This is a genomic window from Streptomyces sp. NPDC001933, assembly GCF_042890955.1.
GTDB lineage: Bacteria > Actinomycetota > Actinomycetes > Streptomycetales > Streptomycetaceae > Streptomyces.
In genome coordinates, this window is sequence record NZ_JBIASS010000003.1 from 34,975 (window position 1) to 59,077 (window position 24,103).

Genomic DNA, 24,103 nt, shown 5'->3' on the forward strand with positions numbered 1-24,103 from the left:
CCGTTGCCCCGTTACTCAGGGTTGTCTGCGAGCGATCTCGCGGCCCGGACGCAGTGGGCGAGCGCGGCGCGCGCGTACGCGGGCGAGGCACCCGCGAGCCCGCACGACGGGGTGACCACCACGGACTCCGCCAGAGTCCCCGGATTCAGCCCCAGCCTGCGCCACAACGTCCTGACACCCATGACGCTACCGCCCGGGTCCGACAATCCGCCCGAGGCCGGGTCGGTGCCCGGCACCACTCCGAGGAAGAGCCGGGTACCGCCCTCCACGGCTTCCCCGATCGCCTCCTCCTCACGCTCGGTGAGCAGTGAGAAATCGAACGAGATGGCGTCGGCCCCGGCCCGGCGCAGCAGCGCGAACGGCACCTCGGGCGCGCAGGTGTGCACGACCGTCGCCGATTCCCCGGCCGCCGCCAGGACATCGCGCAGGGTGCCCTCGACGACCTGGCGGTCCACGGCCCGGTAGGTGCGGTAGCCACTGGCCGTCCGGACCCGCCCGCGCAGCACGGCGGTCAGCGACGGCTCGTCGAGCTGGAGGATCACTTCGGCGCCGGGCACCCTGCGCCGCACCTCGGCGAGGTGGGCGCGCAGCCCCTCCGCCAGCGAGCCCGCCAGGTCACGGCAGGCCCCCGGGTCGCCGAGCGCGGCCTCGCCGCCCCGGCGTTCCAGCGCGGCGGCCAGCGTCCAGGGCCCGACGGCCTGGACCTTGAGCGGCCCCTCGTACCCCTGGGTGAACTCCTCCAGGGCGTCCAGGTCCTCACCGAGCCAGGACCTGGCCCGGCGGGTGTCCCGTCCGGGCCGGTCGCTGATCCGCCAGCCGCTGGGCTCGACGTGCCCGTAAAGGTCGACGAGCAGGCCGATGGTCCGCCCGATCATGTCCGCGCCGGGCCCGCGGGCGGGCAGTTCCGCCAGATACGGCAGACCCTCGCCGCCCGCGAAGGAACCGGTGACGGTCTTCGCCGCCTCCCGTGCGTCTCCCCCGGGCATGGACCCGATCCCGGTGGCCGGGCAACCCCTGAACTCGCTCTTCTCGCTCACACGGGAAGCCTAGGGCGTTGTTGCGGGAGCGGCGCCGCCCGGTCTGCGGGGGTCATCGTCCGGGGCGCACCGTGAGGTCGTTGACCTCGGCGTCGCGCGGCAGGTCGATGGCCATCAGGATCGTGGTGGCCACCGACTCCGGGTCGATCCACCGGGAGGGGTCGTACTCCTTGCCCTCCTGCTGGTGGACCTTGGCCTGCATGGGGCTGGCGGTGCGCCCCGGGTAGACGGAGGTGACCCGGACGCCGTTGGCGTGCTCCTCGTGGCGCAGCGAGTCGGCGAGGGCCTTCAGGCCGTGCTTGCTCGCGGCGTACGCGCTCCACTCGGCGTGCGCGGCGAGGCCGGCGCCCGAGTTCACGAAGAGGACGTGGCCCTGGGCGACGCGCAGCAGGGGCAGGAAGAGCCGGGTCAGCTCGGCGGGCGCGACCAGATTGGCGTTGAGCTGGAAGTGCCACGCCTTGGGCGTGAGGTCCCCGACACCGCCGAGCTCGACCACGCCCGCGATGTGCAGCAGAGAGTCGACCTGCTCCGGCATCGACTGCTGGGCGAGCGCCCACGACAGCCGGTCCGGATTGGAGAGATCGCCGACGAGCGTACGGGCGCCGGGGTGCATCCCGGCCAGCTCCTTGGCACGGCCCGCGTCGCGGGCCAGCAGCACGGCCTCGTCACCGCGCTCCAGCAGACGGCGGGTGACGGCGGCTCCGATGCCGGAGCCGGCACCGGTGATGACATGAGTGGGCATGCGCCCCATGATCGCACCCCGCCGCCCCGTCACCGCAGGCCGGACCACTCCTCCAGGTAGGCCAGCGCGCCCACGCCGTCCTTGGCGAAGAACACCAGGTCGGCCAGCGGGAGGGGCAGGAAGCCCTCGTCCTCCATGCGCTGGAACTGCTGGCGCAGCCCGTCGTAGAAGCCCGCCGTGTTGAGCAGGACGACCGGCTTGTCGTGCTTGCCGTGCTTCTTCAGCTCCAGGATCTCGGTCGCCTCGTCGAGCGTCCCGGTCCCGCCCACCATGATCACGACCGCGTCGGCCTTCTCCAGGAGCAGCGCCTTGCGCTCGGCGAGATCGCGCGCGATCACCATCTCGTCCGCATTGGCCCGCGCCCTGGCCGCCAGGAAGTCCACCGACACCCCCACCAGCCGCCCGCCCGACTCCTGGACCCCGTCGGCGACGACCTTCATCAGCCCGCTCTCCGAGCCTCCCCAGACCAGGGTGTGCCCGCCCTTGCCGAGCAGCTCGGCGAATTCGCGGGCGGGCCGGGTGTAGCGCTCGTCGAGGTCGGCGGCGGAGAGAAATACGCAGATCTTCATGGACCAACCGTAAAGGCCCCCACCGACAGACCCCGGCACCCGGCCGAAAGTCCGGCCGGGGGAAGAATCCCGCCCACGAAACAGCTGACCTATGTATGACTACGTCACCAGGACACCGCATCACGGTCGAGCCCGGGACCGAGCACGTACGTGTGGTCCGCGACGGACAGGTGCTGGCCGAGAGCCGACGCCCGATCGTCCTGCGCGAGACCGGCTGTCCGGTCCGCTACTACCTGCCTCCCGAGGACGTCCGTACGGACCTCCTGACGCCCTCGGACACCCGAACCCACTGCCCGTTCAAGGGAGATGCCTCCTACTGGTCGTTGCCGGACGCCGCGGACCTCGTCTGGGCCTACCCGGACCCGAAGCCCGAAGTCGCCGCGATCAAGGACCACTTCTGCTTCTACGAGGCAGAGACAGTCTCCGACTGATCGTCAAGTACGCCCCTGACCTCGGAGTTGGAAGAACTTCAAAAAACTTCGGCCGGAGCGATGAGTTTCTCCGGGCCCGGCGGTCCACCCTCGCATGGACAAGATTCTCTCCCGCGACGGCACCATGATCGCGTACCGGCACCGGGGTGAAGGGCCGCCGGTGATCCTGGTGGGCGGTTCGCTGGGCACGGCGGCGACAGAGGCGCCGCTGGCGCGGCTGCTCGCGCCGCACTTCCATGTCGTCACGTACGACAGGCGCGGTCGCGGCTCCAGCGGCGACAGCGGCCCGTACGCGGTGGAGCGCGAGATCGAGGACCTGGCCGCGCTCGTCTCCGCGACGGGCGGCCGGGCCTCCGTCTTCGGCATGGGCGCCGGCGGGGCCCTGGCCCTGGAGGCGCAGGCCGCCGGCCTCCCCGTCGACCTGCTGGCCGTCTACGAACCGCCCTACACGCCGGGCGCCTCGGGCCTCCGGTACAAGGCGTGCTGCACCTCGCGCCTGCGCCGGCTGCTGTCCACCGGGGACCGTGCGGGGGCCGTCGAGCTGTTCCTGTCCGTGACGGGCGTGCCGGCCGACATGATCGCCCGCATGCGCCGCGCCCCGCTGTGGAGCGACCTGCTGGCGATGGCCCACACCCTCGCGTACGACGACGCGATCCTCGGCACCGGCGCGATCCCGGCCGCCCGCTTCGCCTCCGTCACGGCCCGCACCCTGGTGATCTGCGGCGGCTCCAGCCCCACCCCCGCCCGCCAGTCCACCCGCACCCTCGCGGAGACCCTCCCCCGCGCCCGCCACCGCACCCTCACCGGCCAGACCCGCGACCTGGCCCCGCAGGCGGTGGCCCCGGTACTGGCGGAGTTCTTCACCAGGTCCGCCCCACTGCGCCAGGCGTCCTGAGCCCACGACCCGCTCCGCGCGGTCCCGCCCGTACGGGGGTCGGACGCGACCGCGCTGGGCGTCCCACGGCATCCGCGGTCAGGCGTTCTTCAGGAGCATGGCGTTGCATACCGTTCCGGTTGCGTGGGTGAGACGCTCGCGATCGTCAGCGGGGCCTGCCGCGGAAGTCGTCGGGCGAAACGATCAAGCAATCAGTTCGGGGCGGGCGCTCACTCCGTGTGGCGGCACCTGGTCCTTCGATGCCCTGAGTGGCATGCCCGTCCAGCCGGTCAGCCGGACGTTGCCGCCGTCGTCGTCTCCCGCCGCACCGTAGTAGCGATGGTCGCCGAGCCGACGACACGGGTGCCGTCGTAGAGGACGACCGCCTGGCCGGGGGCCACGCCGCGTACCGGCTCGGTGAAGGTGACGTTCAGGGTGCCGTCGACGAGTTCGGCGGTGACCTCGGTCTCGCCGCCGTGGGCGCGGAGCTGGGCGGTGTAGGTGCCGGGGGCGGACGGGGCGGTGCCGCACCAGCGGGGCTTGATGGCGGTGAGGGCGGTGACGTCGAGGGACTCCGCCGGGCCGACCGTCACCGTGTTGTTGACCGGGGAGATGTCCAGGACGTAGCGCGGCTTGCCGTCGGGGGCGGGGTGGCCGATGCGCAGGCCCTTGCGCTGGCCGATGGTGAAGCCGAAGGCGCCCTCGTGGGTGCCGACCTTCGTGCCCGACTCGTCGACGATGTCGCCCTCGGCGGTGCCGAGCCGGCTCGCCAGGAAGCCCTGGGTGTCGCCGTCGGCGATGAAGCAGATGTCGTGGCTGTCGGGCTTCTTGGCGACGGCCAGGCCCCGGCGCTCGGCCTCGGCGCGGATCTCGTCCTTGGTGGTGAGGGTGTCGCCGAGCGGGAACATCGCGTGGGCGAGCTGCTTCTCGTCCAGGACGCCGAGGACGTACGACTGGTCCTTGGCCATGTCGGAGGCGCGGTGCAGTTCCCGGCTGCCGTCCTCGTTGAGGACGACGGTGGCGTAGTGGCCCGTGCAGACCGCGTCGAAGCCGAGAGCGAGGGCCTTGTCGAGCAGCGCGGCGAACTTGATCTTCTCGTTGCAGCGCAGACACGGGTTGGGGGTGCGCCCGGCCTCGTACTCGGCAATGAAGTCGTCCACGACATCCTCGCGGAACCGTTCCGCCAGGTCCCAGACGTAGAACGGGATGCCGATCACATCCGCCGCCCGGCGGGCGTCGCGGGAGTCCTCGATCGTGCAACAGCCGCGCGCCCCGGTACGGAAGGACTGCGGGTTCGCGGAGAGGGCGAGGTGCACACCGGTCACGTCGTGGCCCGCCTCGGCGGCGCGGGCCGCTGCGACGGCGGAATCGACACCGCCCGACATGGCGGCGAGAACTCGGAGGGGGCGCTGGGAAGTCTCAGTCATAGCTCCACCAGGGTACGGGGCGCCGGGAACCGAATGCTCGCGGATAAGCGTTGTGGATCACATGGGGACCAAGGGGACACCAGGTGGCGAGAGCTCCGGGGGTGCGAAGTCCGGGCGCGGCATCAGCCGGCGCGGGCTGCTGATCGGCGCCGCGGTCACGGCCGTGGGCACCGCCGCGCTGGCGCGGGAGCAGTTGCAGCACGCCTGGTGGCGGCTGCCGGGCGTGGAGAAGCCCAGGAAGCCCGGCGAGGTGGACTTCGCGCGGGCCCGGTGGATAGCGGCCTCCTCGGCGAACTGGCGGCGGGCCGACCGCCCCGACGACTACACGATCGACCGGGTCGTCATCCATGTCACCCAGGGCAGCTACCAAAGCGCGGTGAAGGTCTTCCAGGACCCGGGACACGGGGCGGCGGCGCACTACGTGGTGCGCAAGGACGGCCATGTGACGCAGATGATCCGTGAGCTGGACGTGGCGTTCCACGCGGGGAACAGGTCGTACAACGAGCGCAGCGTCGGCATAGAGCACGAGGGCTTCGTGGAGCGGCCGCAGGACTTCACGGCGGCGATGTACGGGGCCTCGGCGCGGCTCACGGCCGCGATCTGCGGGCGGTACGGGATACCGGTGGACCGGGAGCACATCATCGGGCACGTGGAAGTGCCGGGCACGGACCACACCGATCCGGGCAAGCACTGGGACTGGGACCGGTATCTGAAGCTGGTCCGGGCGGCGGGCAAACAGTGAGCGCGGGTCCCGTCCGGTCGCCGCCGGACGGGGCAGGTTCCGTAGGACTCAGCTGAGTCCGGCCGTGCGCGCCCGCTCCACCGCCGGGCCGATCGCGCGGGCCACCTCGTCGATGTCCTGTTTGGTGGATGTGTGGCCGAGCGAGAAGCGCAGGGTGCCGCGGGCCAGGTCGGGATCGGTGCCGGTGGCCAGCAGTACGTGGCTGGGCTGGGCGATCCCGGCGGTGCACGCGGAGCCGGTGGAGCATTCGATGCCCTGGGCGTCCAGCAGCAGGAGCAGGGAGTCGCCCTCGCAGCCGGGGAAGGTGAAGTGGGCGTTGGCGGGGAGCCGGCCACCGGGGGCCGGGTCGCCGCCGAGGACGGCGTCGGGCACGGCCGCCAGCACGGCCGCGACCAGTTCGTCGCGGAGCCCGCCGATCTCGCGGGCGAACTCCTCCCGCCCGTCGGCGGCCAGCCGCCCCGCGAGGGCGAAGGAGGCGACGGCCGGCACATCGAGGGTGCCCGAGCGGACGTGCCGCTCCTGGCCGCCGCCGTGGAGCACGGGTACGGGGGTGTATTCGCGGCCGAGCAGCAGCGCGCCGATGCCGAACGGGCCGCCGATCTTGTGCCCGCTGACCGTCATCGCGGCCAGTCCGGACCGGGCGAAGTCGACTTCCAGCTGCCCGAACGCCTGTACCGCGTCCGCGTGCATCGGCACGTCGAACTCGCGGGCCACGGCGGCCAGTTCACGTACCGGCATGATGGTGCCGATCTCGTTGTTGGCCCACATCACGGTGGCCAGCGCGACATCGTCGGGATCACGGAGGACCGCCTCGCGCAGCGCGTCCGGGTGGACGCGTCCGTGCCGGTCGACGGGGAGGTATTCGACGTTCGCGCCCTCGTGTTCGGCGAGCCAGTCGACGGCGTCCAGCACCGCGTGGTGCTCGACGGGGCTGGCCAGCACCCGGGTGCGGCGGGGGTCGGCGTCGCGGCGGGCCCAGTACAGGCCCTTCACGGCGAGGTTGTCGGCCTCGGTGCCGCCGGAGGTGAAGACCACCTCGCTGGGGCGTGCGCCGAGGGCATCGGCGAGGGTCTCTCTCGACTCCTCGACGGTACGGCGGGCCCGGCGCCCGGCGGCGTGCAGTGAGGACGCGTTGCCGGTGACGGCGAGCTGGGCGGTCATCGCCTCGATCGCTTCCGGAAGCATCGGCGTGGTCGCGGCGTGGTCGAGGTAAGCCATGGTGGGCTCGATTCTACGAGCCCGGGGCGGGGCGTACGGCGGGCGCATGGTGCCCCGGCACCCGCGCACGGCCGGGTGCGGTCTTCCTCGGCCCGTTCCCCGGCCCGTCCGGGCAGGGAGGGGGTCGGGCTCCGCGCCCGGTTCAGCCGGCGAAGTTCCGGGCGACGAGGCCGTTGCCAGTGACGAGGAGGGGCCGCTCGGCCCCGGTGATTCCGCCGGTACGCGCGGTGGAGCACACCGTGTCGTTCTGGCGACATGTCGCAAGCACGGCACCGAAAGGGTCTGGTGCGGCGATCAATGGGGGCCCCAGTCTTGAGCCGCACCGCGTGTCCGTTTCCTTGCCTCCTGGAAAGGTTCCGATGCACATACGGCATCGCTCTGCCGCCGTTCTGGCAGCAGGCGTCCTCATCGCCACCCTGTCTCCCACCTCCTCCGGCGCGATCGCCGCCCCGGCACCCGCCTCCGTCGGCGCGAACTCCGCCGGCCGCCCCCAGGCCAGCTCCGTCACGCTCGTGACCGGTGACCGGGTGCGGCTGGAGACCTTTCCCGGCGGCCGGAAGGCCGTCTCCGTCGAGCCGGCCCCGGGCGCTTCGCAGGCCGACTTCAGCCAGCTGGAGATCGACAAGCAGCTGTACGTGCTGCCCCGCGCCGCGCTCCCGTACATCTCCTCCGGCAAGCTGGACCGGCAACTGTTCAACATCACCGCGCTGGTCAAGCAGGGGTACGACGACGCCCACACCTCCGCCATCCCGCTGATCGCCCGCTACACCGGCGGTACGGACCCCAAGTCCAAGGCAGCGCCCACCGGTTCACGCAAGGGTCTGGTCATCAAGAGCCTGCGCGGCGCGGCACTGAAGGCGGACAAGAAGCAGGCAGGGCGTTTCTGGAAGGCCATCGACGACGACGCACTCGCCAGGAGCGGCGCCGAGGGCGGCACGAAGAACGCCCCCAAGAGCTCCTCCTTCAAGAACGCGGCCTTCGAGGGCGGCGTCGAGAAGCTGTGGCTGGACGGGAAGGTCCAGGCGTCCCTCGAACGCAGCACCGCGCAGATCGGTGCGCCCGAGGCGTGGCAGGCCGGTTACGACGGCAAGGGCGCTACCGTCGCCGTCCTGGACACCGGCGTCGACGCCACCCACCCCGACCTGGCCGGGAAACTCGGCGAAGTACGCAACTTCACCGACGGACCCACCGCGAACGACGGCCACGGCCACGGCACCCACGTCGCCTCCACCATCGCCGGCAGCGGCGCCGCCTCGGGCGGCTCGCGCAAGGGCGTGGCACCGGGGGCGAAGCTGCTGATCGGCAAGGTGCTCGACGACAAGGGCACCGGCTCGTACTCCGCCATGATCGGCGGCATGGACTGGGCAGCCCGCTCGGGCGCCGACATCGTCAACATGAGCCTGGGCGGCAGTCCCACCGACGGCACGGACGTACTCAGCCAGGTCCTCAACGGCCTCAGCGAGGAGACCGGCACGCTCTTCGTCGTCGCGGCGGGCAACACGGGTGCCGACTACACGGTGGGCTCCCCGGGCGCCGCGGAGAAGGCACTGACCGTGGGCGCCGTCGACCGCAACGACAAGCTGGCCCCCTTCTCCAGCCGAGGCCCGCGCGTCGGCGACAACGGCGCCAAGCCCGACCTCACCGCCCCCGGCGTCGGCATCGCCGCCGCCCGCGCCGCCGGTACGTCCATGGGCAGCCCGGTGGACGCGGCCTACACCGCCGCTTCGGGTACGTCCATGGCGACGCCGCACGTGGCGGGCGCGGCGGCGATCCTGGCCGGGCGCCACCCCGACTGGAGCGCCCAGCAGCTCAAGGACGCGTTGATGAGCACGACGCGTACCGCCCCCGACCAGACCGCCTACGAGCAGGGCACCGGCCGGGTGGACGTGGCCCGCTCGGTGCGCCAGCAGGTGCGCGCCACCGGCACCACCACCTTCGGCATCCTGGGACCGGACGCGGGCCCGCAGAAGGTGAGCGTCACCTACACCAACGACGGCGACGCGCCCGTAACGCTCACCCTGGACACCACCTTCGACAAGCTCTACGGATCCCCGGCCCCGGCAGACGCCATAGGCGCCCCCCAGCAGGTCACCGTGGACGCCCACGGCACTGCCGACGTGGCCGTGACCCTCGACACGCCCGCGCTGCCGGAGGGCGTCTTCGGCGGACGCCTCACCGCCACCTCGGCCGACGGACAGGCCGTCGCACACACCGTTCTCTCCGCGACGAAGGACCCGGTCACGCACAAGGTCACCGTGCGCGGCATCGACCGCGCCGGGCAGCCGGCGACTGTCTCCCCGCTGATCATGCTGGGTCCCACAGGCCGCTTCGACGTCATTCAGGAGGTACCGGCGGGGCAGAGCCTGACACTGAACCTGCCCGAGGGCATGTACTACCTGCACGGCGTCATCACGCAGCACTCGGAGGACAACGTCACCAACAGCCTGGTGGTCGACCCCCACCTGCGGGTGGGCGGCGCCACGGACCTGGTGCTCGACGCACGCAAGGCGGTCCCCGTGGAGATCCGGACCCCCCAGCGGGCCGAGCAGCGGGGTCCGCTGGTCTTCTCCACCCGCTGGACGAAGGGCGACCGGGAGTTCGTCAGCTACTTCACGAGCGCGCACAGCGGCGGACAGCTCCTCTACGTCACGCCCACCAAGGAGTTCACCGAGGGAACCTTCGAGTTCTCCTCCCGCTGGCAGCTGGCCGCACCGATGCTCGGTGCACGTGCCCTCTCCGCTGCCGCCGCGACCGGTGTCCCCGTCCGCCTGCTCCACAACTCTCCCGCCGTGGAAGGCGTGCGACGCCTGCGGGTGGTGGACGCCGGTCACGGACGCCCCGAGGACTACGAGGCGCTGCGCGCAAGGGGCGTGGACGTCCGAGGAGCGGCGGTGCTCGTGGAACTGGAGGGGGTGGAGTACGACGAGGCGGTGACCTCGGCCGCCCGCGCCGGAGCCGCGGCCGCCGTCACCACCGCCGGCGGCAACAGGTACGCGGCCACGCCCTGGCAGCCGGTGAGCGAGCGGCTTCCGGCGATCGGGCTGTACGCCTCCCACGCCACCGCGCAGCGGCTGCGCGCGCCGCGCACCACGCTGGAGTTGAAGGGGACCCCGGAAAGCCCCTACCTCTACGAGGTCGTACAGCTCTCCGAGAAGCGCGTTCCCGAACACGTGGTCCACAAGGTCGGGCCGGGGAACACGGCCACCGTGGTCTCGCGCTACCCGGACACGGGCGGGGCACGCTACGTCACGGAGAACCGCGAGTCCTGGCGTCCGTGGGAGGAAGCGGCCCTCTCCCTGCGGTCCCGGTACGTCCGTACCGGGCAGGCGCGGACGGAGTACCTGAGCGGTCCCGCCGACACCCGGTGGCTGCACTGGGCCAACCCCCGCAACACCTGGGCGATTCACGCACTGGGGACCGGCATGTTCGGCCCCCTGCGCACCTACCGGCCCGGTGAGCACGCCACGGAGAGCTGGTACGCCCCCGTGGTGCGCCCGGCGATCCCCCGAGGTGCCGAAGGGCTCGCCCACCGCAAGGGCGACCAGCTGACCATAGGGATCCCCGAGTTCACCGACACCGCCTCCGGCCACTACGGCTACGCCCTGCCCCGCAAGGGCGCCGACACCCCCTACCCCGACGAGACCCGCGCCGTACTGCGTCGCGACGGCGAGATCCTCGCCGAAGGCCCCCGGGCGTGGGGCACCTTCCCCGCGGGCGGGGACGACGGCCGCTACCAGTTGGACCTGGACGTGAAGCGCACCAGCCCCGAGGGCACCCTCTCGCGGGCCACCAGCACCCGCTGGTCGTTCACGGCCCCTCGCCCGGCCGAGGGCAAGGAGTCCCTGATTCCCCTCCTCCAGCTCGACTACGACGTGGCCACCGACCTCCAGGGCTCCGCCCCTGACTCCGGGTCCTTCGCCTTCGGAGTGAGCGCCCGCCACCAGGACGGTCTGACGGGCCGTTCCGTGAAGGGCATGGAGGTGTCCGTCTCGTACGACGACGGCGGGCACTGGCGGGCGGCGACGACTTCCGCCCGGGGCGACGGCGCCTACCGTGTCCGGGTCACCCACCCCTCGACTGCCCGCACCAGCGGGTACGTCACGCTGCGGGTCCGCGCCTGGGACGACGCGGGCAACGAGGTGACGCAGGAGATCGAGCGGGCGTACGCGCTGAGGTAGTACGCGGGATCCGGAAGCCGCGACCGCCCCCCGGTCGCGGCTTCCGCACGTCCTGCGACAGCCAGTCCGCACGTCCTACGACAGCCAGTCGCGCCGCGCCGCCTGCCACACCAGCTGTGTACGCGTCTTCGCGCCCGCCCGCTGCATCAGCGCGGTGATCCGGCGCTGCACCGTGCGGTGGCTGACACGCAGTTGGGTGGCGATCGCCTTGTCCGCCACGCCCGCGACGACCAGGGAGAGCAGGTAGCGCTCGTCGTCGGCGAGACTGCCGCCCGGTCCCATGCCGCCGGCGAAGTCGGCCAGCTCGCCCGCCTCCGTGACGTGCAGCGGGGTCCCCGCAGCCCACTGGATGTCGAACAGGGCGACAAGGGCGTCCAGGAGAGTGCTGCTGCGGATGATCGCGGCGGTCGGCTCGCCGCGGGCGCCGGTCGTGCTGCTCGGCATCAGGGGGCAGACGGCGACAGAGCTGTCGACGATGACCATGCGCACGGGGAGTGTGCTGGTGGCGCGGGCCGTTTCACCGGCGCGGATGCCCTGGGCGACGTTGTCGACCATGCCGGGCTGTTCCAGGCAGGCCCGTTCGTAGATCGCCTCGTAGCGGATGCCCTGGGCGAGCAGTTCGAACTCCTCGTCGTTGTCCTGGGCGCGCAGCGCCACGGGATCGGCCTTGCAGAACCACCGCAGGTCGCTGCGGGCCCCGTAGGCGAGTTGGCGCAGCTGCTGACGGATGGCGCCGGCCCCGGTGATCACCTCGACCAGTTGCCCGGCGTCATGGCGTCGGCCGCCCGCCCGGTACTCCTCGGCCAACTGTTCCACTCCACGCCGCGCCCACTCCAGCGCTTCCTGGCCACGCGCCAGCAGGGGCTGCAGCGCCACGTCCGGCGGGACGGGTACGTACCGCATGCCGCCGTCGCCCGGCAGCCGCCCGACCAGGCCTTTGTCATGCAGGGAGGACAGAAGCGACGCCGCCTCGTGTTCCCGGATGTGGAGCCGTTGGACGATCTCGTCCGCGCCCGCGCCTCGTACCTCCACCAAGTGGCGGTAGACCCGCTCCTCCGCCGCCCCGATCCCTGCTATCTCCAGCACGCGCCCTCTCCCTCCCCGCAGCCCGCCCCGAACGCACGCCCACTGTGCCATCCATGATCGAAATCGAACAGGATGCGGGCGGCCCTGCCGGGCGATCAGAGGACGGCACGGTTTCCGCGAGCCCGAGGCGGGGCGTACGGCGGGCGCATGGTGCCCCGGGGCCCGCGCACCGCGGCGGCGGTGTCCGCTCCGCCCGGTTCAGCCGCCGAAGTTCCAGGCGACGACGCCGTTTCCGGTGACGAGGAGGGCGAGGACCACGAGGTCGGCGACGCCGAGCGCAAGCCCGAGCAGGGCGCGGCCGCGGCGGGCGGTGGACCGGACGAGTGCGAGGACCGCCATCACGATGGCGGCCGGGCCGAGCAGGATGTTCATCACCAGCAGACCGACGAGCCCGAGCACGAACGAGGCGACGGCCAGTCCGTCGGCGTCCCGGGTGGGGTGCCGGGCGGGGGCGGCCGGGCCGGGGGTGCCGGCCGGGTCGCAGGAGGCGAGGGGCCGTGCGGCGGTTTCGGAGCGGCGGGCGATCGCGGTGAGGGTCATGGGGGCGGGCTCCTTCGGGTCGGGGTGCGGCGCGGAGGGCGCCGCGGCGGCGGTGCGGCCGGTCACGAGGAGCGGCGACGCGCGCCCGCCCGCTCGCGTACGGCGAAGACCAGCAGCCAGCAGCCGATCAGGGCACCGAGCACGAGGGAGAGCGCGGGCGGGATCTGGGCCACCGCGCCCAGCACGATCCCCAGCAGGAGCAGGGCGACGACGAGGACGATCATGTTCAGCCTTTCCGCAGGCTCTTCACGAGCATTTGAGAGTACGACTGTTCACTGACTTACCAGTCTAGACCCGTCCTCCACTTCCCCACCCCGGAGAACAGTTGTTTACTGAATGGCATGAGTCACACCGTCGGCGTCCGCCAGACCCAGAAGCTGAGAACCCGTCAGGCACTGCTGGATGCCGCACTCGGACTCCTTGAGCACCAGAGCCTCAGCAGCCTCGGGCTGCGCGAGGTGACCCGGGCCGCGGGCGTCACGCCCACCGCCTTCTACCGGCACTTCGACGACACCGCAGCGCTCGGTGTGGCGCTCGTCGAGGAGGCGCTGGGCAGCCTGCACGGGATGATCGGGGCGACGCTCGCCGAGACCGGTGACAGCGAGGAGCGCCTGGACCGCAGCATCGAGCTGATCATGCGCCATGTCGGCGAACAGCCCGCCCACTTCCGTTTCATCGCCCGTGAACAGCACGGCGGCGTCGGCCCGGTCCGCAGGGCCATAGCGGCCCAACTGCGGCAGTTCGCCGAGGAGGTGGCGGCGGCGCTCGCCGAGGAGCCGGAGTCCCGGGGCTGGAGCGAGGAGGACCTGCTGATGCTCGGCGGCCTCTATGTCGACCACATGGTGATCACCGCGTCGGCGCTGCTGGACGCGGGGCCGGAGGGCGAGCGGGAGGTGGCCGGGGTGGCCCGCCGCCGGCTGAGACTGGTCACCCTCGGCAGGCGGCACTGGCTGGACGACGCGGGCGGGGCCGATACCCCTTAGGGCCCCTCGTACGGATCAGGGCGTGCCCGACTGCCCGTACAGCGCCACGACCGCCGCCGCGTGGCGGGCGAGGACGTCCCGCGCCTCGGGCGGCGAGAGCACTTCCACGTTCGGGCCGAAGGAGAGCAGGGAGCGGGCCCACTCGACCGAGTCGACGGCCAGCTCGGCCCGCAGCCACTCCCCGCTCTCCTCGGCGCACGGCTCCCCCGTCAGCGCCCCGGCGTGCAGGCGTACGAACAGGTCGAGCCGGGAACGGTGCACGCGCACCCTCAGCCGTACCCGCCCCGGCCGCTCCTCGACCTGCCTGCGCAGCTCGTCCCACAGGTCCGCCAGCTCCACCCCGGGCCGGCGCACGACCGGTTCGTCCGCGAGGCCGGCCCGCCGCACCCGGTCGGCCCGGAAGAGCCGGGGCACCCCGTCCCGGTCCGCCACCAGGTACCAGACGCCCGCCTTCACGACGAGGCCGTACGGATCGACGGTGTAGGTGCGCGGGGTGCTCGTACCGCTGTGGCGGTAGTCCAGCCGCAGCCGCCGGTCGGCGAAGACGGCCTCGTGCAGTTCGGCCACATCGACGGCCGGCTGCGGGCCGCTCATCCAGCGCACCGGGTCGACCAGGATCCGCCTGCTGGTCAGTTCGGCGGCGGGCCGGTGCGGTGCGGGCAGGGCGGCCATCACCTTGCGCAGCGCGGAGCCGAGCGCCTCGTCGAGGCCGAGCGCGGCATGGGCGCCCTCGGCGGCGAGGACGAAGAGGGCGCGCGCCTCGTCGGCGGTGAGCCCGGTGACATCGGTACGGAACCCGGGCAGCAGCGCGATGCCGCCGTGCCGCCCGCGTTCGGCGTAGACCGGGACGCCGGAGGCGGAGAGCGCCTCGATGTCCCGGTAGATGGTGCGTACGGAGACTTCGAGGCGCTCGGCGAGCTCGGTGGCGGGCACCAGGCCGCGGGTCTGGAGCAGCAGGAGGATCGAGAGCAGCCGGTCGGATTTCACCTCACCAGCTTCTCCCGGCCACTGCCCCTTCCCCGCCGCCGGCCGTCAGGAGCGCGGTGCGCGTGCCAGCTGGCGGGACTGGGCCACCAGTCGGTCCGCGCTGTCCCAGACGTCCGCGTCCTCCTCCAGGAAGCCGCCCGCGAGGTTGCGGGTGGTGATGGAGACGCGCAGCGGGCCGGGGGCGGGGCGGCAGCGGATGTGGGTGGTGAGCTCGATGGTCGGCGTCCAGCCCTTGAGGCCCAGCTCGAACGAGGTGGGCGGCAGCGCGTCGACGGTGAGCAGCAGCGAGAGCGGGTCGGCGTCGCGGCCGTCCGCGAGGCCGAACCAGCCGCGCATCTCGCCCTTGCCGGAGGGTGCGCCGATGGCCCAGCCGACCGTCGCCGGGTCGAGCTTGATGTCGAGCCGCTCGGTGATGGCCGAGCTGCCGGGGATCGGGGCCGGGTTGTCGCTCGGGCCGAAGCAGTGCTCCATCGGCGGGATGGCCGGCGGCTTCGCCGACGTACGGATCTCGTCGGACAGGCCGTCCAGGTCGCCGTAGGTGGCGATGACCCGGATGCGCTCGACCTCGGTGCCGTCCTCCGCGAACTGGAAGAGGGATGCCTGGCCGGTGGAGAGGGTGCGGCCGGTGCGGACGGTCTGGGTCCGGATCACCGCCGGGCCGGGCACGGACGCGGTGAGGTAGTGCGCCGAGACGGAGAAGGGGTCCGGGTGCGGCAGGGCCTGGCCGAGCGCGCGGCCCAGCATGGCCAGCAGGTATCCGCCGTTGACGGCATGGATGATCGTCCATCCGGCGGAGAGTTCGGCGTCGTAGACGCCCTCTTCGCGAAGGGTGACGGCGGTGTCACGGTCGAACTCGCTGTCCCCGATGGTCGCCGGTCCGGTCTGTGCCGACTGTGCCGCCGACTGCTCTGCTGCCTGTGCCATGCGATGCACCGTACACCGATTGTATTACTGAGCGGTAGCTTTTTTTGCCGGAATCGCAGCGCCGCCCCGGGCGGTCGCTCAGCTCTCCTCGGCCGTCGCGGACTTCCGGTTGTAGGCGCGCGGGGCCCGCCAGTGGTAGCGCATCGACAGCAGCCGCAGCACGAAGGCGACGATCACGGCGGTGCCGCTGGTGAACGCGTCGAGCACCCCGAAGCGGATGCACAGGACGGTCGTCGCGGCGCCGACGATGGCTGGGACCGCGTACAGGTCGCGGTCCCAGCGCAGCAGCGAGGGCACCTCGTTGGCCAGTACGTCACGCAGCACACCGCCCCCGACCGCGGTGGCCAGCCCCAGGGCCGCCGACGCGGTGAGGCCGAGGCCGTAGTCGTACGCCTTGACCGTGCCCGTGACGCAGAACAGCCCGAGCCCCGCCGCGTCGAAGACGTTGACGCCCACCTGGATCCGCTCGACGTGCGGGTGCAGGAAGAACACCAGGACGGCGGCGAGGAGCGGGGTGGTGAAGTAGCCGAGATCCGTGAACGCCGCGGGCGGGACCGCCCCGATGACGATGTCACGGAACAGCCCTCCGCCCAGCGCGGTCACCTCGGCGAGCACCGCGATGCCGAAGACATCGAAGTTCTTGCGTACGGCGAGCAGAGCGCCGGAGATCGCGAAGACGAAGATTCCGACGATGTCTAGCGCATGCTGGACGGAGGGCGTGAACAGTTCGTTGAGCACCGGGCAATTGTGCCGGTACTGCTCCCCGGTACTAATCCTTCGTGCTGTCCTCCGGCGTATCGGGCGAGGCGGCGTCGCCGTCCCCCGCCGCCGGCTCGTCCGCCGAGGGCTCGTCCCCCGCCGACTTGCTCACGTCGACGATCTCGATCGCTTCGCGCGCCGCCGCCGTCACCGTCTCGCCGGGCACCTGGTCGGGCGCGTTCTCCGGGTGGTGGCAGGCCACCTGGTGCCCGGTCTTCAGCGCGGCCAGCGGCGGCTCCTGCGTCTTGCAGACCTCCGTCGCCTTCCAGCACCGGGTGTGGAAGCGGCAGCCGCTGGGCGGCGAGATCGGCGAGGGCACGTCGCCCTTGAGCAGGATCCGCTCGCTCTTGGCCGAACGGCGCTTCGGGTCCGGGATCGGGACCGCCGAGAGCAGCGCCTTGGTGTACGGGTGCATCGGCGCCTTGTAGAGCGACTCGCGGTCGGCCAGCTCCACGATCTTGCCGAGGTACATCACCGCGATCCGGTCCGAGACGTGCCGGACCACCGAGAGGTCATGGGCGATGATCACGTACGTGAGGCCCAGCTCGCTCTGGAGGTCGTCGAGCAGGTTCACCACCTGCGCCTGGATCGACACGTCCAGCGCCGACACCGGCTCGTCCGCCACGACCAGCTTGGGGTTGAGCGCCAGGGCGCGGGCGATCCCGATGCGCTGGCGCTGGCCGCCGGAGAACTCGTGCGGATAGCGGTTGTAGTGCTCGGGGTTCAGGCCCACGACCTCCAGCAGCCGCTGCACCTCCTTCTTGACGCCGCCGTCGGGCGTGACGCCCTGCAGCTTGAAGGGGGCGCCCACGATCGTGCCGATCGTGTGCCGCGGGTTCAGCGAGGAGTACGGGTCCTGGAAGATCATCTGCATGTCCCGGCGCATCGGGCGCATGCCGCCCACGCCGAGGTGCGTGATGTCCCTCCCCTCGAACTCGATCTTCCCCGCGGTGGGTTCGAGCAGCCGGGTGATCAGCCGGCCCATCGTCGACTTGCCGCAGCCGGACTCGCCGACGACGCCCAGGGTCTCGCCCGAGCGCACCTCGAAGTCGATCCCGTCGACGGCCTTCACGGCTCCGGCGTTGCGCTGCAGCATCCCCTTCTTGATGGGGAAGTGCTTCTGCAGCCCGGTCACCTTGAGCAGCACCTCGCGGGAGGCCGTGTCACCGGCCGCCGCGCCGCCCCCGGCCGACCTCTGCGCCGGAACGTCCACGCCCTTGTCCTCGCTCGTCACGGCCTTGTCCTCGCTCACAGCTTGGGCGCAATCTCTTCGGTCCAGATACGCTCCCGCTGCTCCGGCGACATGTGGCAGGCTGCCCAGTGCCGGCTGCCGACCTCCTGGAGCTCGGGCCGTACGGTACGGGTGACGTCGTCCTTGGGCACGTCCGCGTACGGGCAGCGCGGGTTGAAGGCACAGCCCGACGGGATGTTGATGAGCGAGGGCGGGGAGCCCTTGACCGGGATGAGCCGGTCGGTCTGGTCACGGTCGAGACGCGGCATCGAACCCAGCAGGCCCCAGGTGTAGGGGTGCCGGGGCTCGTAGAACACCTTCTCGGCCGGTCCGCGCTCCACGCAGCGCCCGCCGTACATCACGAGGATGTCGTCGGCGAGCTCGGCCACCACGCCCAGGTCGTGGGTGATGATGATGACCGCGGAGCCGAACTCCTTCTGCAGGTCCCGGATCAGGTCGAGGATCTGCGCCTGGACGGTGACGTCCAGCGCGGTCGTCGGCTCGTCGGCGATCAGCAGCTCGGGGTTGTTGACCAGCGACATGGCGATCATCGCGCGCTGGCGCATACCGCCGGAGAACTCGTGCGGGTAGCTGTCGACGCGCTTGTCGGGCTGCGGGATGCCGACCCGGTCGAGCATCTCGACGGCACGCTTGCGCGCGGTCTTCTTGTCGACGCTGTGGTGGACCCGGTAGGCCTCCACGATCTGCTTGCCGATCGTGTAGTACGGGTGCAGCGCGGACAGCGGGTCCTGGAAGATCATGGCCATGTCGCGGCCGCGCAGCTTGCGGACCTCGTCGGGGTCGGCGGACAGCAGTTCCTTGCCGTCCAGCCAGATCTCGCCGGAGACCTGGGCCTTGCGCTTGCCGTACTGGCCGGCGGTGTGCAGGCCCATGATGCCGAGCGAGGTGACCGACTTGCCGGAGCCGGACTCGCCGACGATGCCGAGGGTCTTGCCCTTCTCCAGCTGGAAGTTGAGCCCGTCGACGGACTTGACCAGGCCGTCGTCGGTCGGGAAGTGCACCTTGAGGTCGCGCACTTCGAGGAAGGCGGTGGGAGCGGGCGAGCCGGCCGGGGAGGGTTCGCCCAGCGCGGCACCGCTCTTGTGCAGTTCGGTCATCCCAGCCTCACTCGCGGGTCGATGACGGCGTACATGATGTCGACGACGAGGTTGGCGACGGCGATCGCGAGAGCCGCGAACAGGGTGACGCCGAGAATCACCGGCAGGTCCTTGTTGCTGATCGCCTGGACCGCCGCGAGCCCGAGACCGGGCAGGTTGAACGTGGACTCGGTGAGGACGGCGCCACCGAGGAGCACGCCGATGTCGAGGCCGAAGACGGTGAGGATCGGTGTCATCGCGGACCGCAGGGCGTGCCGGGTGATGACGGTGCCCTCGCCCAGGCCCTTGGCGCGGGCGGTGCGGATGTAGTCCTCGCCGAGCACTTCGAGCATGGTGGCTCTGGTGAGGCGGGCGTACATCGCGGCGTTCAGGAAGGCGAGCACGATCCACGGCAGGATCAGCGTCTGGAACCAGGTGCCGATGCCGTCGTCCGTGGAGAGGTTGTCGGCGATCTTCACCCAGCCGAAGTTGTGCACGAACAGGCCCATGGCGACCATGCCGGTGAAGAAGATCGGCAGCGAGACACCGGCGAGCGCGGTGGTCATCGCGGCGCGGTCCCAGATGCTGCCGCGCCGGAGCGCGGACACCACACCGGTGGCAACGCCGCCGAGGAGCCACAGCACGCAGGCACCGGCGGCGAGCGCGCCGGTCACGGGCAGCGCGTCCTTGAGGGTGGTCCAGACGGGGACCTCCGTGCGGAAGGAGTAGCCGAAGCAGGGCGCCGCGCAGTGGGTGACATCGGCACCGTTCGCGTAGTCGCGCCCCATCGGGATGCCCTTGACGAAGTCCCAGAACTGGACGAGAAGGGGGTCGTCGAGACCCAGTTTGATCCGGATGCCCTGGAGCTGCTCGACACCCGTGGCCTTGCCGGCGAAGAGGACTGCGACGTCCTGACCCGCCCACTTGGGCAGCATGAAGAAGATGGTGAACGTCGCGAGCAGTACGACGAGCACCATGATGACTACGGCGAACAGGCGCCGGATGAGATAAGCAAGCACTGTGTGCGGCCCGGCGGTGGCCGGGAACCCCTTGTGGGGGCTCCCGGCCACCGCCCCGGCCCTCACCTGCCCTTCGGACTGGCGGGTTTCGGCGGCGGTGGAACAGTCAACAGGGTTGACTGCGAATGCTGTTGACTACAGCGACTACTTGACGACGCCGAGCGAGACGTAGTCGTAACGGCCGTTGTAGGCGTCGGACATGTAGGCGTTCGTCAGACGGCTGCCGCGCCAGGTGATGTTCTTCTCGTAGATGAAGGGCATCCAGTCGGCCTGGTCGAGGATCCGCTTGTCGAGCTCCTTGTAGATCTCGCCGGCCTTGACCGGGTCGGTCTCCGCGATCGCCCGGTCGAAGATCTTGTCGATCGCCGGGTCGTTCAGCTGCGACTCGTTGTAGTTACCGGTGTCCGCGAGGAACCGGCTGTCCCACAGCGGCTGGCCGAAGCCCTGGCCGGACGGGAAGTCCGGGCCCCAGCCGCTCATCGTCATGCCGTAGCCGCGCTTCTTCACGACGGAAGGCGAGCCGGTGATGCTGGACGCCTCGGCGCCGTCGATCGGGTCGACCTCGATCTTGATGCCGACCTTGCCGAGCTGCTCCTGGAGCGCCTCGGCGGTGTCGACCTCGCCCGGGTTGTTGGTACGGGCGGTGAGCTTGGTGGAGAAGCCGGTCGGGTGACCGCACTGCTTCAGCTCGTCCTTGGCCTTGGCGACGTCCGGCTTGCCCTTGCGAGCGAGGACGCCGTACGGGTCGTAGTCGCTGTGGCCCTTGATGGAGACCGGCAGGGTGCTGTTGGCGATCGCACCACCGGCGATCTCGCCACCGCGGGTCTGCTGGAGACCGGCGAAGTCGGTGGCGTAGAAGACGGCCTTGCGGCAGTGGACGTCGTCCAGCGGCTTCGCGGTGTGGACGAGCGCGACGTAGCGGACGAAGGACGTCTGCATGTTGTCGACGCTGTCCTTGTGCTTCTGGACGGCGGTGACGCGGCCGGACTGGGTCATGCCGGTGCCGTTGAGGTCGACGTCGTAGTCGCCCTCCATCAGCTTCTTGTCGTTCTCCTCCAGGTTGGCGGAGATCGTCACGGTGACCTTGTCCGGGAGCGCGGCGCGCAGCGGGTCGGACGCCTTCTGCCACTTGTCGTTGCGGACGAGCACGATGCTCTTGCCCGGCTTGTACTCCTCGAACTTGTACGGGCCGGAGGAGAACGGGCGCTGGGTGTACTTCGCGCCGGTGTCCTTGTCCGCCTTCACGGGCGAGCCGGACGGCATGGCGAGGAACTGCTCGAAGTCACCGTTGGGCTTGGGCAGCTTGAAGACGATGGTGTTGTCGTCGGGCGTCTCGATCGACTTGAGGCCGAGCTTGTCCGCGGACTTGTCCTTGTAGGGGCCCTTGTACTCGCCCTTGGGGTCCAGCGTCTGCATCAGGTACTGCGGGCCACCGGTGATGGTGTCCGTCGCCCAGATGCGCTCGATGCCGTACTTGACGTCCTTCGAGGTCAGCTTGGAGCCGTCCTCCCAGGTCAGGCCATCACGCAGCTTGTACGTGTAGGTCTTGCCGCCGTCGGTGATCTCACCGGGGCCGGTGGCCAGGTCGCCGACCAGCTTGGTGGAGGCCGCGCCCGGCTTGGTGTCGTACGAGACCAGCTGGCGGGTGTAGAAGCGCATGAAGTCCCAGGCCATGCCGTAGTAGGCACGCTGGGGGTCGGCGGAGTCGAGGTCCTGCTTGCCGACCATCTTCAGCGTTCCACCCTTTTTGGTGGACGGGTTGGCGACCTTGTTGAACGCCGCGTTGAAGCCGGCGCCCTTCGAGCTGCCGCCGCCTTCGCTGTCGCTGTCGCCGCCGCCGCACGCCGTGGTGGTCATCAGCGCCGCGACCACGAGGGCCGCACCAGCGGTGAGCCGTCGTTTCGAGGTAACTGTGGACATTTTCTCGTAACCTCCGAGATCGCGGTCCCAGGCCGTTGCTTGCCGGAGAACCATGGGAAGAGCCACCTGACGATGCGGCAGGGGCAAGTCGTGGGCTATCGGGTCCCCTTGGGGTCCAGGGCGTCGCGCAGCCCGTCCCCGAAGAGGTTGAAGGCCAGCACGGTGATGAAGATCGTCACGCCGGGGAAGACCATGAACATCGGGTCGTGCTCGTACGTCTCCAGGGCGTCCCGCAGCATTCCGCCCCAGGAGGCCGTCGGCGGCCGGACACCGGCGCCGAGGAAGCTGAGGGCCGCCTCGGTGAGGATGTTGGTGGGGATCATCAGCGTCGCGTAGACGGTGATCGGCGCCACCAGGTTGGGCAGCAGCTCGCGGAAGAGGATGTGCGTCCGCCCGCCGCCGAGGCTGCGCGCCGCCTCCACGTACTCGCGCTCGCGCAGCGAGAGGGTCTGCCCGCGGACGATGCGTCCGACGTACGGCCAGCCGAAGAAGCCGATGACGGCGACCAGTACGGCGATGCGGACGCCGCTGCCGGTGAGGCCGAGAAGATCGTCGGGGAGGACCGAGACCAGGGAGATGATGAAGAGGAGCTGCGGGAAGGAGAGCAGCACGTCCATGACGCGGCTGATCACCGCGTCCACCCAGCCGCCGAAGTATCCGGCGATGATCCCGAAGAGGGTGCCGAGGGCGACGGCGACCAGGGCCGCCAGGAAGGCCACGAGCAGCGAGATCCGGGCGCCGTAGACGATCCGGCTGAAGACGTCGCGTCCCTTGTTCGGCTCGACGCCGAACAGGTAGTCGCCGCTCACGCCGCCGAGGCTGCCCATGGGGAGATTGGTCAGCGGGTCGAGCTTGTCCTGGTGGAACTCGTTCGGCGGGTGCCCGAGCAGGCTCACGATCAGCGGCGCGAAGACCGCCACCACGACCAGGACGAGGACAACGATGCCACCCGTCAGAGCGACCTTGTCCTGCTTCAGGCGGTTCCAGGCGATCTGCTTGAGAGACCGTCCCTCGACCTTCTTCACCCCGGAGTCGACTGCGGGACCGCCGGTCGCGACCGGATCCGCTTCCGTGGTCGGCTCGTGCAGTGGTGCCGTCATCGTGGCAAGGACCCCTCTCAACCGGCGGTGGCCGGGCCGAACTGGCCGCTGTGGCGGCGCGATCAGTCAGTCGTACGCAGAGGCGGCAAGACGCCCTTGCTGCGGGAGTCTTCATTGCCGTTACGACTGGTAGCCATACCGACAGACGAATGGATGCCTAACCGTGATGCGCCCTGGGGTGTTCCGTTATCCGGACGGATGTGAACGCCCGCCGAACACAGGTCAGTTGATACGGAAGGGGGCATGCGAGCGGATTAGCGTCGCATTCATCACCAGACATGCCGAGCACGGAAATCTCGGACATGGGCGGCCGGATGAGGCGTCGAGCGGGTGAACGCACGTGCACATTCGGGGAGTTGGTGCCTTACGTTCGCGTTACGGAAATCCGGACCGTACGCGGGCATTCCGGACGACGGGGACGGAGCGGCCCCGGACGGGTCAGTACGCGCCCTGCGGCGGGTAGCCGTAGCCCGCGACGGGGGCCGCCGGGGCGTGCGCCTCGCGGTCGTAGAACGGGCGGGCGTTGGCGCGCAGCCACATCGCCACCGGGTCGTACTCGTCGGACATCGCGACGGTGGAGACGGGCAGCCCCTCCGGGACGGCGGAGACCGACTGCTGCATCATCGCGCGCGCCGCGTCCACCGAGGGCGGGCTCGTGTCGTAGAGGTCGAGGCCGATGGTGAGGTACGGGACACCGAGCGCGGGCTGCACCCAGGCGCGGCGCAGCGAGCGGATCGCCGGGGTGTGGTGGGCGTTCTGCGTGAGCAGGGCGTAGAACTGCGGGATCTCGATGGCCGGCTCGGTGAGCCGGAGCGGGCCGGCGGGCATCCGGTCGAGGCCGGTGGCGATCCGGCGCAGGTCCAGCCAGGGGATGCCGACGCCGCCGCCCGGGGCGTGCGGATTGAGCCAGATGCCCCAGCGGTCGGGGAAGAGCGCGCGGGCGATGTCCCGTCCGCCGACCAGCTCGTGGGCGCGGTTCCAGCCGCTCACCGAGAGCTCCTGGGCGGAGGTCACACAGGGGGCGTAGCCGAGGCCGTCGACCTCCATGTTTCCGTACTGGGCGTCGGGCGAGCCCGCCTGGCCCTGCCAGAGGAGCATCCAGATCCGGCCGTTCGCGAGGGCCTGCAGCAGTGCCTCGTACGCGTCGTAGCGCCCGGGCGTCACTTGGCGCAGCATGTGCTCGACCTGCCCGGCCGCCGCGGTGCCTGACGCACTCACCTGGTCCCGCCCCTCTTCGAT

22 protein-coding genes are annotated in these 24,103 nt (G+C 71.0%); 5 read left to right on the top strand and 17 right to left on the bottom strand.

Going from position 1 to position 24,103, the window contains the following annotated elements; translation table 11 throughout:
• Positions 1 to 11: 11 nt before the first annotated feature.
• Genes ACFYY7_RS07970 through ACFYY7_RS07980 form a run of 3 tightly spaced genes read right to left on the bottom strand, consistent with a single transcriptional unit; the run spans position 12 to position 2,348 of the window.
• On the bottom strand, positions 12 to 1,037 hold the full coding sequence (locus ACFYY7_RS07970; RefSeq protein WP_351259932.1) for a methionine synthase: 1,026 nt from the start codon (positions 1,035 to 1,037) through the stop codon (positions 12 to 14).
• Between the two features lie 52 nt (positions 1,038 to 1,089).
• Positions 1,090 to 1,779, bottom strand: a complete 690-nt coding sequence (locus tag ACFYY7_RS07975; RefSeq protein ID WP_388658492.1) for an SDR family oxidoreductase — start codon at positions 1,777 to 1,779, stop codon at positions 1,090 to 1,092.
• Between the two features lie 29 nt (positions 1,780 to 1,808).
• Complete coding sequence (locus ACFYY7_RS07980; protein WP_388658495.1) at positions 1,809 to 2,348, bottom strand: TIGR00730 family Rossman fold protein; 540 nt, start codon at positions 2,346 to 2,348, stop codon at positions 1,809 to 1,811.
• 95 nt (positions 2,349 to 2,443) lie between these two features.
• Between ACFYY7_RS07980 and ACFYY7_RS07985 the strand changes: the two genes are divergently transcribed.
• Complete coding sequence (locus tag ACFYY7_RS07985) at positions 2,444 to 2,779, top strand: DUF427 domain-containing protein (protein WP_388658497.1); 336 nt, start codon at positions 2,444 to 2,446, stop codon at positions 2,777 to 2,779.
• Between the two features lie 94 nt (positions 2,780 to 2,873).
• Positions 2,874 to 3,674, top strand: a complete 801-nt coding sequence (locus ACFYY7_RS07990) for an alpha/beta fold hydrolase (protein WP_388658500.1) — start codon at positions 2,874 to 2,876, stop codon at positions 3,672 to 3,674.
• A gap of 269 nt (positions 3,675 to 3,943) precedes the next feature.
• On the opposite strand, the gene mnmA is transcribed toward ACFYY7_RS07990, so the two are convergent.
• Positions 3,944 to 5,080, bottom strand: coding sequence for a tRNA 2-thiouridine(34) synthase MnmA (gene mnmA, locus ACFYY7_RS07995; protein WP_388658503.1), 1,137 nt, complete (start codon positions 5,078 to 5,080; stop codon positions 3,944 to 3,946).
• Positions 5,081 to 5,141: 61 nt separating this feature from the next.
• Here mnmA and ACFYY7_RS08000 point away from each other — a divergent pair, with 61 nt between their 5' ends.
• A complete protein-coding gene (locus ACFYY7_RS08000; protein ID WP_388658506.1) occupies positions 5,142 to 5,822 on the top strand; it encodes an N-acetylmuramoyl-L-alanine amidase in 681 nt (226 codons plus the stop codon).
• A gap of 48 nt (positions 5,823 to 5,870) precedes the next feature.
• Here ACFYY7_RS08000 and ACFYY7_RS08005 read toward each other — a convergent pair whose 3' ends face one another.
• Entirely contained in the window at positions 5,871 to 7,040 is a 1,170-nt protein-coding gene (locus tag ACFYY7_RS08005) for a cysteine desulfurase family protein (RefSeq protein WP_388658509.1), read from the bottom strand.
• 359 nt (positions 7,041 to 7,399) lie between these two features.
• Between ACFYY7_RS08005 and ACFYY7_RS08010 the strand changes: the two genes are divergently transcribed.
• The gene (locus tag ACFYY7_RS08010) at positions 7,400 to 11,218 is read left to right on the top strand and encodes a S8 family serine peptidase (RefSeq protein WP_388658512.1); all 3,819 of its coding nucleotides are present in this window, start codon (positions 7,400 to 7,402) and stop codon (positions 11,216 to 11,218) included.
• Positions 11,219 to 11,293: 75 nt separating this feature from the next.
• Here the strand turns inward: ACFYY7_RS08010 and ACFYY7_RS08015 are convergent, their stop codons facing one another.
• The 3 genes from ACFYY7_RS08015 to ACFYY7_RS08025 form a co-directional block, all read right to left on the bottom strand.
• Complete coding sequence (locus ACFYY7_RS08015) at positions 11,294 to 12,304, bottom strand: helix-turn-helix domain-containing protein (RefSeq protein ID WP_388658515.1); 1,011 nt, start codon at positions 12,302 to 12,304, stop codon at positions 11,294 to 11,296.
• A gap of 198 nt (positions 12,305 to 12,502) precedes the next feature.
• Positions 12,503 to 12,844: a DUF4190 domain-containing protein gene (locus ACFYY7_RS08020; RefSeq protein WP_388658517.1), complete on the bottom strand. Its 342-nt coding sequence runs from the start codon at positions 12,842 to 12,844 to the stop codon at positions 12,503 to 12,505.
• Between the two features lie 62 nt (positions 12,845 to 12,906).
• The gene (locus tag ACFYY7_RS08025) at positions 12,907 to 13,068 is read right to left on the bottom strand and encodes a hypothetical protein (protein ID WP_358941699.1); all 162 of its coding nucleotides are present in this window, start codon (positions 13,066 to 13,068) and stop codon (positions 12,907 to 12,909) included.
• A gap of 117 nt (positions 13,069 to 13,185) precedes the next feature.
• Here ACFYY7_RS08025 and ACFYY7_RS08030 point away from each other — a divergent pair, with 117 nt between their 5' ends.
• A complete protein-coding gene (locus ACFYY7_RS08030; RefSeq protein WP_388658520.1) occupies positions 13,186 to 13,827 on the top strand; it encodes a TetR family transcriptional regulator in 642 nt (213 codons plus the stop codon).
• Between the two features lie 15 nt (positions 13,828 to 13,842).
• Here the strand turns inward: ACFYY7_RS08030 and ACFYY7_RS08035 are convergent, their stop codons facing one another.
• The 9 genes from ACFYY7_RS08035 to ACFYY7_RS08075 all read right to left on the bottom strand — a co-directional run bounded on the left by ACFYY7_RS08035 (position 13,843) and on the right by ACFYY7_RS08075 (position 24,082).
• Positions 13,843 to 14,814: a helix-turn-helix transcriptional regulator gene (locus tag ACFYY7_RS08035; RefSeq protein ID WP_388658523.1), complete on the bottom strand. Its 972-nt coding sequence runs from the start codon at positions 14,812 to 14,814 to the stop codon at positions 13,843 to 13,845.
• Between the two features lie 45 nt (positions 14,815 to 14,859).
• Positions 14,860 to 15,738, bottom strand: coding sequence for a thioesterase family protein (locus ACFYY7_RS08040; protein ID WP_388658526.1), 879 nt, complete (start codon positions 15,736 to 15,738; stop codon positions 14,860 to 14,862).
• Between the two features lie 78 nt (positions 15,739 to 15,816).
• A complete protein-coding gene (locus ACFYY7_RS08045; RefSeq protein WP_388658528.1) occupies positions 15,817 to 16,476 on the bottom strand; it encodes a trimeric intracellular cation channel family protein in 660 nt (219 codons plus the stop codon).
• 31 nt (positions 16,477 to 16,507) lie between these two features.
• Positions 16,508 to 17,710, bottom strand: coding sequence for an ABC transporter ATP-binding protein (locus ACFYY7_RS08050; protein ID WP_388659742.1), 1,203 nt, complete (start codon positions 17,708 to 17,710; stop codon positions 16,508 to 16,510).
• 35 nt (positions 17,711 to 17,745) lie between these two features.
• Positions 17,746 to 18,846, bottom strand: coding sequence for an ABC transporter ATP-binding protein (locus tag ACFYY7_RS08055; RefSeq protein WP_376623140.1), 1,101 nt, complete (start codon positions 18,844 to 18,846; stop codon positions 17,746 to 17,748).
• Positions 18,843 to 19,844: an ABC transporter permease gene (locus ACFYY7_RS08060; protein ID WP_266733542.1), complete on the bottom strand. Its 1,002-nt coding sequence runs from the start codon at positions 19,842 to 19,844 to the stop codon at positions 18,843 to 18,845. The genes ACFYY7_RS08055 and ACFYY7_RS08060 overlap by 4 nt, the downstream gene beginning before the upstream one ends.
• A 144-nt stretch (positions 19,845 to 19,988) precedes the next feature.
• Complete coding sequence (locus ACFYY7_RS08065) at positions 19,989 to 21,764, bottom strand: ABC transporter substrate-binding protein (RefSeq protein WP_388658531.1); 1,776 nt, start codon at positions 21,762 to 21,764, stop codon at positions 19,989 to 19,991.
• 95 nt (positions 21,765 to 21,859) lie between these two features.
• A complete protein-coding gene (locus tag ACFYY7_RS08070; RefSeq protein WP_388658534.1) occupies positions 21,860 to 22,864 on the bottom strand; it encodes an ABC transporter permease in 1,005 nt (334 codons plus the stop codon).
• Positions 22,865 to 23,302: 438 nt separating this feature from the next.
• Positions 23,303 to 24,082, bottom strand: a complete 780-nt coding sequence (locus ACFYY7_RS08075; RefSeq protein ID WP_356086336.1) for an enhanced serine sensitivity protein SseB C-terminal domain-containing protein — start codon at positions 24,080 to 24,082, stop codon at positions 23,303 to 23,305.
• Positions 24,083 to 24,103: the final 21 nt, after the last annotated feature.